Origin of the sequence: Kitasatospora sp. NPDC093558 (genome assembly GCF_040683475.1) — a bacterium.
Classification (GTDB): Bacteria; Actinomycetota; Actinomycetes; order Streptomycetales; family Streptomycetaceae; genus Kitasatospora.
Genome location: NZ_JBFBDY010000033.1, coordinates 17,270 through 28,843, shown reverse-complemented (window position 1 = coordinate 28,843; position 11,574 = coordinate 17,270). Strand labels below are relative to the sequence as shown.

12 protein-coding genes are annotated in these 11,574 nt (G+C 70.3%); 1 reads left to right on the top strand and 11 read right to left on the bottom strand.

Annotation, left to right across the window (positions count from 1 at the left end; translation table 11 throughout):
* The 8 genes from cydD to AB0O00_RS06275 form a co-directional block, all read right to left on the bottom strand.
* The coding region (gene cydD / locus AB0O00_RS06310; RefSeq protein ID WP_363648942.1) for a thiol reductant ABC exporter subunit CydD at window positions 1-1,570 on the bottom strand (1,570 nt) is incomplete at its 3' end.
* Window position 1,571: 1 nt separating this feature from the next.
* On the bottom strand, window positions 1,572-2,573 hold the full coding sequence (gene cydB, locus AB0O00_RS06305) for a cytochrome d ubiquinol oxidase subunit II (protein ID WP_363648941.1): 1,002 nt from the start codon (window positions 2,571-2,573) through the stop codon (window positions 1,572-1,574).
* Window positions 2,574-2,592: 19 nt separating this feature from the next.
* Complete coding sequence (locus AB0O00_RS06300; RefSeq protein ID WP_363648940.1) at window positions 2,593-4,137, bottom strand: cytochrome ubiquinol oxidase subunit I; 1,545 nt, start codon at window positions 4,135-4,137, stop codon at window positions 2,593-2,595.
* A 428-nt stretch (window positions 4,138-4,565) separates the two neighbouring features.
* Entirely contained in the window at window positions 4,566-5,261 is a 696-nt protein-coding gene (locus tag AB0O00_RS06295; RefSeq protein ID WP_363648939.1) for an oxygenase MpaB family protein, read from the bottom strand.
* Window positions 5,254-5,835, bottom strand: a complete 582-nt coding sequence (locus AB0O00_RS06290) for a Uma2 family endonuclease (protein ID WP_363648938.1) — start codon at window positions 5,833-5,835, stop codon at window positions 5,254-5,256. Before AB0O00_RS06290 ends, AB0O00_RS06295 begins: the two co-directional genes overlap by 8 nt.
* A gap of 202 nt (window positions 5,836-6,037) precedes the next feature.
* Window positions 6,038-7,012: an LAETG motif-containing sortase-dependent surface protein gene (locus tag AB0O00_RS06285; protein ID WP_363648937.1), complete on the bottom strand. Its 975-nt coding sequence runs from the start codon at window positions 7,010-7,012 to the stop codon at window positions 6,038-6,040.
* Between the two features lie 149 nt (window positions 7,013-7,161).
* Entirely contained in the window at window positions 7,162-8,679 is a 1,518-nt protein-coding gene (locus AB0O00_RS06280) for a HAMP domain-containing sensor histidine kinase (RefSeq protein ID WP_363648936.1), read from the bottom strand.
* Window positions 8,680-8,692: 13 nt separating this feature from the next.
* The gene (locus AB0O00_RS06275; RefSeq protein ID WP_363648935.1) at window positions 8,693-9,481 is read right to left on the bottom strand and encodes a response regulator transcription factor; all 789 of its coding nucleotides are present in this window, start codon (window positions 9,479-9,481) and stop codon (window positions 8,693-8,695) included.
* A gap of 457 nt (window positions 9,482-9,938) precedes the next feature.
* Between AB0O00_RS06275 and AB0O00_RS06270 the strand changes: the two genes are divergently transcribed.
* Window positions 9,939-10,271 carry a hypothetical protein gene (locus AB0O00_RS06270; protein WP_363648934.1) on the top strand — a complete coding sequence of 111 codons (333 nt, stop codon included), beginning with the start codon at window positions 9,939-9,941 and terminating at the stop codon, window positions 10,269-10,271.
* A 33-nt stretch (window positions 10,272-10,304) separates the two neighbouring features.
* On the opposite strand, the gene AB0O00_RS06265 is transcribed toward AB0O00_RS06270, so the two are convergent.
* The 3 genes from AB0O00_RS06265 to AB0O00_RS06255 form a co-directional block, all read right to left on the bottom strand.
* Window positions 10,305-10,682: a hypothetical protein gene (locus tag AB0O00_RS06265; RefSeq protein WP_363648933.1), complete on the bottom strand. Its 378-nt coding sequence runs from the start codon at window positions 10,680-10,682 to the stop codon at window positions 10,305-10,307.
* Between the two features lie 72 nt (window positions 10,683-10,754).
* Window positions 10,755-11,282, bottom strand: coding sequence for a DUF6879 family protein (locus AB0O00_RS06260; RefSeq protein ID WP_363648932.1), 528 nt, complete (start codon window positions 11,280-11,282; stop codon window positions 10,755-10,757).
* Window positions 11,266-11,457, bottom strand: coding sequence for a hypothetical protein (locus AB0O00_RS06255; RefSeq protein WP_363648931.1), 192 nt, complete (start codon window positions 11,455-11,457; stop codon window positions 11,266-11,268). The genes AB0O00_RS06260 and AB0O00_RS06255 overlap by 17 nt, the downstream gene beginning before the upstream one ends.
* Window positions 11,458-11,574 lie beyond the last annotated feature (117 nt).

The window sequence follows — 11,574 nt, the reverse complement described above, 5'->3', positions numbered from 1 at the left end:
GGTCCGCGGCGAGCGCCCGGACGGCGTCCACGACGGCCGCCTCGGAGGCGCCGTCCAGGTTGGCGGTCGGCTCGTCGAGCAGCACCAGCGGGCGGTCGTCGGCGAGCAGCACGCGGGCGAGCGCGATCCGCTGGCGCTGCCCGGCGGAGAGCCCGGCGCCGTCCTCGCCGAGCACGGTGTCCAGGTCCGTCACGAAGTCGAGCGCGTGCGCGGACCGCAGCGCCGTCCACAGCTCGTCGTCGCTCGCCTCCGGCCGGTGCAGGCGCAGGTTCTCGGCGACCGTCCCGGCGAAAAGGTGCGGGTGCTGCGGCACCCAGGCGATCTGCCGCCGCCAGCTCGCCGGGTCGAGGTCGGCCAGGTCGTGGGTGCGGCCGTCGGCGGCGGTGATCCGGACGGTGCCGGCGTCCGGCGCGGTGAGGCCGAGGAGGACGGACAGCAGGGTGGACTTGCCGGCCCCGCTCGGTCCGGTGAGGGCGACGGTGGCACCCGGACGGAGTGTCAGCGCGGCGCCGTCCAGCGCGGGTTCCGTCCGTCCGGGGTGCCGGACGACCAGGCCGTCCGCCGTGACGGTCGCGCCGGCGAGTGCGGGGGCCGGGACGGTCCCGGCGGCGGGCAGCGGCGTCTCCAGCACCTCGAAGATCTCGTCCGCCGCCGTCAGGCCCTCGACGCTGGAGTGGTAGAGCGCGCCGACCTGGCGGATCGGGAAGTACACCTCGGGGGCGAGGATCAGGATCAGCAGTCCGGTCTCCAGGTCGAGCGTGCCGTCCACCAGCCGGAAGCCGATGGAGACCGCGACCAGGGCGACCGACAGCGTGGAGAGCAGTTCCAGCGCGAACGAGGAGATGAACGCGATCCGCAGCGTGCGCAGGGTGGCCCGGCGGTAGTCGGCGGTGATCCGGGCGATCGTGGCGGCCTGGGCCCGGGCCCGGTTGAACACCTTGAGGGTGGGCAGGCCGGCGACCACGTCGAGGAAGTGGTGCGAGAGCCGGGCGAGGGTCTGCCACTGCCGGTCCATCCGGGACTGGGTGGCCATCCCGATCAGCACCATGAACAGCGGGATCAGCGGCAGCGTCCCGGCGATGATCGCGGCCGAGGTGACGTCGGCCCCGGCGATCCGCAGCAGCACGATCACCGGCACGGCCACCGCGAGCGCCAGCTGCGGGAGGTAGCGGGCGAAGTAGTCGTCGAGCGCGTCGATGCCGCGGGTGGCGAGGGTGGTGAGCTCGCCGGTGCGCCGGCCCGCCAGGTAGGACGGGCCGAGCGCGGTGGCGTGGTCGAGCAGCCGGCGCCGCAGGGTGGACTTCACCCGGGCGACGGACCGGTGCGCGGTGAGCTCGGTGAGCCAGCCGACCAGCCCCCGGCCGACGGCGGTCAGGGCGAGCAGCACCAGCGGGCCGGTGAGCTCGCCGGCCGTCGCCTTCTGCTGGAAGCCCCGCACGACGACCTCGGCGAGCAGGCTCGCCTGGGCGACCACCAGGACGGCGCCCGCCCCGCCGAGGAGCACGGATCCGGCGAGGAAGGCCCGGGTGGTGCGGGCGTGCCCGAGGAGCCGGGGGTCGACCGGGCGCACGTCAGTGTCCGGCCGGGATGTGCTGGACGCCGATGCGCTTGCGGAACACCCAGTACGTCCAGCCCTGGTAGAGCAGCACGAGCGGGGTGAACACGGCCGCGACGATCGTCATCAGCTTCAGCGTGTACGGCGACGACGCGGCGTTGGTGACGGTCAGGCTCCACTCGGGGTGCAGCGTCGACGGCATGACGTTCGGGAAGAGCGCCAGGAAGAGCATCGCCACCGCGGCCACGATGGTCGCCCCCGAGAGGACGAACGCCCAGCCCTCGCGGCCGAGTTGGTTGGCCACCAGCGCGCCGGCCAGGGCCAGCACCGCGACCACCAGGGCCACCAGGCTCCGGCCGTTGCCGCTGTCGGCCTGGGTCCAGCCCAGGAAGACCAGGGCCAGCACCGCCGTCACCACGCCCGCCCGGAGCGCGGCCCGGCGAGCGCGCAGCCGGATCTCGCCGACCGTCTTCAGCGCGGCGAACACCGCGCCGTGGAAGGTGAAGAGGCCGAGCGTCACGAGGCCGCCGAGGAGCGCGTACGGGTTGAGGAGGTCCCCGAGCGTGCCGACGTAGTTCTTCTGCGCGTCGATGTCCACGCCGCGCACGATGTTGGCGAAGGCCACGCCCCACAGGAAGGCCGGGATCAGCGAGGTCCAGAAGATGGCCTCCTCCCAGTTCCGCTGCCAGCGCTCGCCGTCGCGCTTGGCCCGGTACTCGAAGGCCACGCCGCGCACGATCAGGCAGACCAGGATGGCCAGCAGCGGGATGTAGAAGCCGCTGAACAGCGTCGCGTACCAGTCGGGGAAGGCCGCGAAGGTCGCGCCGCCGGCGGTCAGCAGCCAGACCTCGTTGCCGTCCCAGACCGGGCCGATCGTGTTGATCAGCACCCGCCGCTCGGCGGTGTTCCTGGCCAGCGGCTTGGTGAGCACGCCGATCCCGAAGTCGAAGCCCTCCAGGAAGAAGTAGCCGGTCCACAGGACGGCGATCAGGACGAACCAGACGTCGTGGAGTTGCATGTCAGATCCCCTGTGGTGCTCAGTAGGCGAACGCGAGCGGCTTGTCGGCGTCCTCGTCCGAGGACGGTCCGCGCAGCGACGGGTCCACGGTCGGGGGTTGCTCGCTCACCACCGGACCGGCCTTGGCGTACTTGACCAGCAGCCGGACCTCGATGACGGCGAGGACCGCGTACAGCGTGGTGAAGGTGGCGAGGGCCCCGATCTGGGTGCCGACGCCCACGTTGGGGGAGACCGCGCTGGCCGTGGTCATCAGGCCGAAGACGGCCCAGGGCTGGCGGCCCATCTCGGTGAACACCCAGCCGAAGCTGTTGGCGATCAGCGGGAAGCCCATGGTCAGGATGCCGATCCGCCAGCTCCACTTGGTGAGGAACGGGCCGAGCTCGCGCTTCGGGGTGAGCATCAGCCGCGGCACCTCGGTGTCGCCGGTGCGGAACTCGGGGCGCAGGAGGAACTTCCTGCGGGTGGTCCAGAGCCCGATCACGCCGGCCACGAAGGAGGTCATCCCGAAGCCGATCATGAGGCGGAAGCCCCAGTAGGTGACGAAGATGCTCGGGATGTAGTCCTTCGGGTCGCCGCCGTACTTGGCGGCCTCGGCGTTCGCGGTGTCGTTGATGCCGGGCACGGAGGAGCTGAAGTCGCTGTGGGCGAGGAAGGACAGTATCCCCGGGACCTCCAGCTCGACCGAGTTGTGGCCCTTGCTCACGTCACCGACCGCGAAGATCGAGAACGGCGCGGGCGACTGGGTGTCCCACAGCGCCTCGGCGGCGGCCATCTTCATCGGCTGCTGCTCGAACATGACCTTGGCGAGCGAGTCGCCGCTGAGCGCGGTGCCGGCGCCGAAGACCACGGCCAGCACCAGACCGAGCCGCAGCGACGTGCGCATCGCCGCGGTCTTCTTGGGGTCGGCGGTCTCCGGGCGGCGCTTGGCCTTCCACAGGTGGAACGAGGCGATGCCGACGATGAACGCCGCGCCGGTGAGGAAGGCGGCGGTCAGGGTGTGCGCGACGACGGTCAGGGTGGTGTTCTGGAACAGCACCTTGGTGATGTCGGTGAGCTGCGCCTTGCCGGTGGCCTTGTCGATCGCGTAGCCGACCGGGTGCTGCATCCAGGAGTTGGCGGCGAGGATGAAGTAGGCGGAGAGCACCGTGCCGAGGGCGACCATCCACATGCAGGCGCAGTGCAGCTTCCTCGGCAGCTTGTCCCAGCCGAAGATCCACAGGCCGATGAAGGTGGACTCGAAGAAGAAGGCGATCAGCGCCTCCATCGCGAGCGGGGCCCCGAACACGTCCCCCACGAACCGGGAGTAGTCGGACCAGTTCATCCCGAACTGGAACTCCTGGACGATGCCGGTGACCACCCCCATCGCCATGTTGATCAGGAAGAGCTTCCCCCAGAACTTCGTGGCGTGGAAGTACTTCTCCTTGTTCGTCCGCACCCAGGCGGTCTCCAGCCCGGCCACGATGGCGGCCAGGCTGATGGTGAGCGGGACGAAGAGGAAGTGGTAGACGGTGGTGATGCCGAATTGCCATCTGGCGATGGTTTCGTGAGCGATTGCCAGTTCCACGTCGCCCTCTCTCCAACCTGCCCTTTTGGGCACATTCGGAACAAACGTCATCTATAGCCGTAGACCGCTGCCTAACCACGCAAGCTTGTCCGCTTGTGAACGTGAACACGTTCACAAGGGCCAGTATCCATCATCCTTACGAGTGATCCACACGCGGGGTTGGGTTTGACCGGGACGAAGGACTGCGGGGCGGTGCGCACAGTCTGCGGAGCGGGCGGTGGCAGGGACAACGAACGGCCGGGCGGATCCGGTGATCATCTTGTACGTGCCGGCGCTTGACACGGCTTGGACGCGCCTGACCCAAGCCGAGGCGGACAGCACGAAAAGGGCGCCCCGGCCCGGGTCCGGTGGGGCGCCCTTCTCCCGGAGCTACGGGCGGCCGAGGAGCTGGGTGCCCGCGATGGTGGCGGCCACGAACTCCTCGCAGCTCACCTTGCCGTCGCCGTTCGCGTCCATGTTCTCGCGCAGCTGCTCCCACCAGCCCTCGAAGGCCGCGTGGACGGCGGCCTCGCCGCGCACGGCCCGCCAGCCCGCGTCCCCGAGGAACCGGAGCCGCGCGGCCGGGGCGCCTCGCGCAGGATGTCGTACAGCAGGTAGCGCGCCGACTCGGTGAACTCCAGCCGCTCGCGGGCGACTCGGGTGAAGTAGCCGGGCAAGTCGGCGGCCCTTGCGGGGAGTTCACCATCCGGAAGTCCAAATGCCGCGACGACCTCGGTGAACTCGGCGTAGGCGTCGTCGAGTTCGGCCGAGGTGTACTTGTCCCCGCCCAACTCCCGCATGGCGACGACGGCTTCGAACAGCGTCAGCAGCACCCACGCCCTGGTCGCCGCGTCGTCCGCGTCGTACGCACGCCCGTCCGCGCCCGTACCGCGGATCCGCTTGTGCGCCCGCTCCAGCCGCGCGATCTCCCGCCGCAACGCGTCCGCGTCCTGGTAGAACAGCCGCCGCCCGCTCCCCAGCGTGTGCTCCACCCGCCGCCACGGATGGGCGTGGTACGTCGAGTGCTCGTCCATCCCCGCCCCGACCACCGGATGCGCCGCCTGCAACACCAGCAGCCGCCACGCGACCAGCCCCACCCGCCATTCGGCCAGGTCCCGCCGGAACGACGCCCCCGCCTCAGCCACGCCGCTCCCCGGTGATCTCCGGCCCGATGACGAACCCCTTGGCCGGGCCCTCGGGGATGACGGCCTCCTCGCCGTACGGCACTCGGGTCGAGGAGGCGTAGGCACCGCGCTTGGTGTCGGCGTTGGTGAGGACGGTGACGGCGCCCCCGTCATCGTGGTCGTCGATGATGACGTACACCGGGATGCCCGCTGTGGCGTAGGCGCGGCGTTTGAGAACGTGGTCACGGCGACGGTTCTCGGCCCCGGGGGAGACGGTCTCGACGACAAGAGTGACACCGGAAGCCAGCAGGCCCTTGCCCTCCGGATGGTCGATCGCCTCGAAGTCCCTCCGGGCGACGAACACGTCAGGGATGAGCACCTTGAGACCGTCAATGACATTGCAGTCGTTTCCCGGCCGCCAGTCGCTGCCACGCAGGTGAACGAACAGGTCCTCCAGGACCCGGTTGTTGACATCGAAATGGCGGCTGCTGCCGGTGGGTGACAACGTGATCGTCCCCTCGATGATCTCCGCTCGGAAGCCCTCGGGTACATCCATGGACTTCCACGCCTGCCACAGCTGCTGGTCCAGGTTCACGACGGTCCTCTCGGCGACGAGCACGCTCATTGGGACACCTCTTTCCCGTCCAGTGTGATGAGCCCGCGCGATCTCGCACAAGCAACGGCAGCACAGTCGCATACGACCGAAGGGCCGATCGGGTGAATCAGCCGATATTCACCCGATCGGGGAGTTTCGAGCCCGAAGATGCGGAACCGTAGGGCAGACCGGGAGGGGTTGGTCAGGAGGTGGAGCGGACCGTCTTGCGCCGGGAGACGTAGAGGGCCGCGGCGCCGAGGCTGATGGCGAGGCCTGAGCCCAGGGCCAGGTACGGGGTGGCCGGGCCGGCGCCCGTCTCGGCGAGCTCGGCGGACGAGCCGGTGGTGGCCTTGGTCGCGGAGGTCGACGTCGCCGACGACTTCGTCGAAGTGGTCGACGTGGTCGAGGAGTTCGGCTTCGCCGCGGTGGCGTCGGTCGCCTGGGTGACGGTGCCGGGCTGCTCGGCGGGCTTGTCCCCCGGCTTCTCCGCCGGCTTCTCGGCGGGCTGCTCGATCGGCTTGTCGGCCGGCTTGTCGGCCGGCTTGTCGGCCGGCTTGTTGTGCTGCTCGGCCTCGCGGCGCGCGTAGTCGGCCGCCTTCGCCTCGGCGTACGCCTTGTTGGCGTCCGCGGCGGCCTTGATCGCCACCTTCAGGTCCGCCTCCGCCTGGGCGACCTTGGCGCTCTCGGCGTCCAGCAGGTCGTTCAGCTTCTTCTGGGCGGCGGTCACGGCAGCCTTGGCCTTGGTGTCGGCGTCGTGCGCCTCGTTGGCGGCCTTGTCCGCCGCCAGCATCCGCTCCCGGGCCTTGTCCAGCTCCTCCGGCTTGGCGGACCCGTAGGCCAGCGCGGCCGCCTCGGCCTCCTTGTCGGCGGCGGCTGCCGCCGAGGCCGCCTTCTCCGCCGTGTCCTTCGCCCGCTGCACCCACATCTGCTCGGGCTGCGGGTCGCGCTTGAAGGTCTCGAAGTTGGCCTTCGCGGAGATGGCGACGACGTAGGCCGCATCGCGGGCCTTGATCGTGTCGGCCTGGGCCTTCTCCAGTGCGGCGAGCGAGTCGCCGCCGTTCTGGGCCGGCGCCGCCGGACCCGACTCCGCGAAGGCGGGTGCCGCGGAGAACACGGCCGCGGGCGATATCACGGCGGCGACGAGGGCGGCCGAGACCAGCGTACGGCGGAGGTTCAATATGACCCCTTTCGGGACGAATGGAAAGCAAAGTCCGTTCGCCGGACGGTTCTTGACCACCCGGCGGCAGCCGATCATATGGGCACGGAATCTTTGCCTTCCATTCCGATATCGAACCGGGTAAAGAAATTGATGAGTCGACAAAAACCTCAGGAAACCCGGTCACCGTTCGTGGGCAGCTCGACGCGGAAGGTGGCGCCGGCGCCGGGGGCGGTGTGGAGGGTGAGGGTGCCGCCGTGGGCGTGGGTGAGGGCGGTGGCGATGGCGAGGCCGAGGCCGGCGCCGCCGCCGTCGTGGCGGCTGCGGGAGGCGTCGACGCGGTAGAAGCGGTCGAAGACCCGCAGGGCCTGTTCCTCGGTGAGGCCGGGTCCCGCGTCGGCGACCTCCAGGAGGCAGACGCCGTCGGGGCCGCCGCCGACGCCTATCCGGACGGGGGTGCCGGGCGGGGTGTGCTTGACGGCGTTGCCGACCAGGTTGGTGACGACCTGCCGCAGCCGCGCCTCGTCGCCGAGGACGGGGGCCGCGCCGGGGGCGCCCGTCCCGGCCGGTCCGGTGAGGGCGACCGGGCGGGTCGGGTCGAGGGCGGTGAGGTCGTGCAGGGCGTCGGCGGCGAGGGTGCGCAGGTCCATCGGGGCGAGGTCGAGCGGGCGTTCCTCGTCGAGCCGGGCGAGCACCAGGAGGTCCTCGACGAGGGCGCCCATCCGGACGGCCTCGCTCTCGATCCGGGTCATGGTGCGCCGCACGTCCTCGTCGGTGGGCAGCGCGCCCATCCGGTACAGCTCGGTGAAGCCGCGGATGCCGGCCAGCGGGGTGCGCAGCTCGTGCGAGGCGTCGGCGATGAACCGCCGCATGCGGGCCTCGGATTCGGCGCGCGCGGCGAACGCGGCCTCGATCTGGGTGAGCATCCCGTTGAGCGCGATGGACAGCCGTCCGACCTCGGTGCGGGGCGAGGGTCCGGGCATGCGGTGGGAGAGTTCGCCGGCGGCGATCCGGGCGGCGCCGGCCTCGATGGTCCGCAGCGGGCGCAGTCCGGTGCGGACGGCGAAGAAGCCGAGGGCCGCGATGAGGACGAACACGGCGCCGCCGATGGCGAGGAAAGAGGTGCGGAGCTTGCCGATGGTCGCGTCGATGTCCTCGCGGGACACGGCCACCATCAGGTAGGCCGGGACGGCCTGCGGCGAGGCGTAGGCGCCGGCCGTGGTGGCGGCCGACCTGGGCGGCTGGAGCGGCAGGACGAGCACCCGCCAGGTGCGGTGGCCGCGCTGGTCGGGCAGGTCGAAGGGGACGTCGGGGGCGGTGGCGGCGGGGTTGAGGCCGGCCAGCTGGGGCGCCGGGTCGGCGTCGGAGACGGGCTGGCGCATGACGCCCTGCACCTTGCCGTCGGAGGAGAGGTACTGCACCAGGTACTGGCTGGGCAGGGTCGGCCCGCGCCGCCCGGTCACGGCGGGCCGGCTCGCGGCGTCGGGCGGGCTGAGCCTGGCCACGGGCCGGCGGGACATCGGCGGCCCGTAGCGCTGGAGCTGCTGGTCGATCTGCTCGACGAGCTGCACCCGGACGGTGCCGAGCACGATGGTGTCGCTGACCACGAGCCCGGTGGTGACGAGGGCGAGCGCGAGCACGAGCAGCCGGGCGCGCAGCGACAGCCGGGAGGTGAGGCGCGTGAGCATGTCCGGGGGCGGGTCAGCTCTGCGGGGGCCGGCGCAGCGCGTAGCCGATGCCGCGGACGGTGTGGATCAGCTTGGGGCCGTGGGCGGGGCCGGAGTCGAGCTTGCGGCGCAGGTAGGAGATGTACGACTCGACGATGGAGAGGTCGCCGCCGAAGTCGTAGGCCCAGACGTGGTCGAGGATCTGCGACTTGGAGACGACCCGGCCGACGTTGGCCATCAGGTAGTGCAGCAGCTTGAACTCGGTCGGGGAGAGCGAGACCGGGATGCCGCCGCGGGTGACCTCGTGGGCGACGGGGTCGAGGCTGAGGTCGGCGACGACCAGCCGGCCGTCCTCGGCGGGGCCGCCGGCCCGGCGCAGGATGGCGCGGATCCGGGCGATCAGCTCTTCGAGGCTGAACGGCTTGGTGACGTAGTCGTCGGCGCCCGCGGCGAGGCCCTGGACCTTGTCGCCGACGCCGTCCTTGGCGGTGAGGAAGAGCACCGGGAGGTGGTCGCCGGGGTGGCCGTGGGCGGGGCCGGCGATCCGGCCGCGGCTGGTCTGCTCGCGCAGCTTCTCGACGACGGTGAACCCGTCGAGGTCGGGGAGCATGACGTCGAGCACGACGAGGTCGGGCCGCTCGTCGGCGATCAGCCGCAGGGCCTCGGTGCCGGTCGCGGCGGAGGCGACGCGGAAACCGGAGAACCGCAGGGAGGCGGAGAGCAGTTCGCGGATATTCGGTTCGTCGTCGACGACGAGGAGGAAGGCCTCGCCCGGACCTCCGGCCACCGCGGAGCCGCCTGGTGTGGTCACAGTGCCTTGCACGGGGGTTTCGCCTCCCGGTCGGACGATGGCGTTCAGCATGAGGCTAGCCCCCGGAGGCTATGCGGCATGGATGAATGTTGGATTAACACCTTATCGGTCGGTTTTTGCGCAACGAGCCCACGGGGGCGGGCTGGGTGGTGTGCGTACTGGCGGGTAACGGGAAGGCCGAGCCGCCAGCCACCGGCGGGCTGCCGGACGATCCCGCCCCCGGTTGAAGGCGTCGATCACCGCGAGGAGCCCCACCGGAGCCGCGCCGTCGTGGCACCCCACCGCGTTCGCCCACGCCTCGTCCGTGACCCCGTCGTACACGGCGTCCTTGAAGTGCATGCCGGTGCAGTACCCGCAGCCGTCAAATGCCCCATTGGGTCCTGCCTGGTGGCAGGCGTGATGCCCGGGTGCTCTCGTGAGGAGCAGTGCGCGAACTCCGCGCCCAATCCCCTCTCCCCCTGGAAGCCCCATGACAACCGCACGCCGCCGCCTCGCCAGTGTGGCAACCGCCCTCCTCATCGGCGCTGCCGGCCCGCTCCTCCTCCCCACCTCGCACGCCGCCGCAGCAGCCCAGTCGACGACGCAGGCCACGGTCGATCCAGTGGCCATCTGCAAGCACGTCAACGACTTCCTCGCGGCCAACAACTACGCAGCCCGCCTCGACTGTTCTCAGCCCCTCTCCAGCGACCCGACAGTCCTATGCGCCCAGCTCAACGACCTACTCGCGCAGCAGGCCCTCCCCTTCATGGTCGACTGCTGCACGTTCGAGGTCGTACCCAAGCCCCCCACGCCCGGTTGCTAGGGCCGGAGCTGCTGGTCAATATCGATTCCGACGTCAGAGACTCCACCTGATCCAGGTGCCGTCCGTGGCGGTGTAGCCGACGAACTGCTCCTCCGGCCCTGCCTCGGCGGTGAACCACTCGCGGCGGGGGCGGTTGTGGTCGAGCCAGGTCCGGTGTGCGGCCTCGATCAGCTGCCAGAGGTCGCGGGGGCCGCTGACGAGGACCGAGTGGTCCTGTACCTGCGCGACCGAGCCGTCCGCCGGGTCGTGAAGGGTGCTGCCGTAGCGGACGACCGTGGGACCGAGGTGCAGGCCCGCCCAGAAGGAGAATCCGTGGTCGTCCAGAACACGGGAGCCGGTCTTCGTTGTCCGCCCGCCGGCTCCCGGATCGGGAGCCGGCGGGGTGGGCTCGTCGGCGGAGCGCAGGGGCATGAAGGCGGCGGGCTGCTTCCTTACCGGAAGCCTGCCGGAGTTCCCGCAGCGCTGCGCCGAGCTGTGTTCTGTTCACTCGCCGTACTGTGCCCACCATTCCGCAAAAGGCACGGCATGTGCCATTGCGGTGTCACGGTATGCCCTGAACTCGGCCAGCCGGCCGGAGTCGAGGAAGTCGGCGCCGAGATACTTTCCGTTGCCGTCGTACTTCATCGCGGCAATGGTCTCGTCGTCGAAGAGCCAGAAGTCCGGCGCCTCCGGGATCGGGTTCTTCTGTCCGGTGGTGTCGAGGATGAAGAACTCCTCACCGGCCGCCATGTTCCGGTGATACCCCCAGCCGAGTTCGAACCGGAGGTAGTCGGTGAGCGGACGCGAGAGGATGTGCACCCGGTACATGCGCTTGCCGGCCTGAACGGCATCGGAGATGGTGTCGACCCAATCGGAGGTCTTGTAGTCCTCCGGCTGCTCTTCACCGGCAAGGAAGGCGCGATAGGCAGCGACCCCACCGGACCGACTGTAATCGTCAAAGGTCTCCAGCCGGAAGGCGTCCTGGTTGAACGCCGAGAACCAGTCCCCGAGGGTCCTAGATGAGGTTGTCACGGACGGCCTTTCGAATGAGTTCGACGGGAATTTCGACCAGGGTCTCGTACGCCGGGATCCGGAGATCGTGCTCGGTCACCTGCACACCCTGAACAGCGAGCGTGCCCCGGTCGGTGAGGTACAGGGTCGGGCAGTCTCCGTCGTCGCACGAACCCACAAGCTTCGTCAGCTTCATCGGTGCCCCCTCGATTGCTCGATGTCGTCATGATGTTCCCGACCCAACCCACGGCACGGCAAGAGGCTCACGTTTCCACTACTGGAAACCGGCCCAACTTCGAACCGTTGCTCGGAG

Coding starts and splice junctions, on each gene's coding strand:
- AB0O00_RS06270 (WP_363648934.1), top strand. CDS start 9,939: ATGACAACCGCACGCCGCCGCCTCGCCAGTGTGGCAACCGCCCTCCTC.
- cydB (WP_363648941.1), bottom strand. CDS start 2,573: ATGCAACTCCACGACGTCTGGTTCGTCCTGATCGCCGTCCTGTGGACC.
- AB0O00_RS06265 (WP_363648933.1), bottom strand. CDS start 10,682: ATGCCCCTGCGCTCCGCCGACGAGCCCACCCCGCCGGCTCCCGATCCG.
- AB0O00_RS06280 (WP_363648936.1), bottom strand. CDS start 8,679: ATGCTCACGCGCCTCACCTCCCGGCTGTCGCTGCGCGCCCGGCTGCTC.
- AB0O00_RS06255 (WP_363648931.1), bottom strand. CDS start 11,457: ATGAAGCTGACGAAGCTTGTGGGTTCGTGCGACGACGGAGACTGCCCG.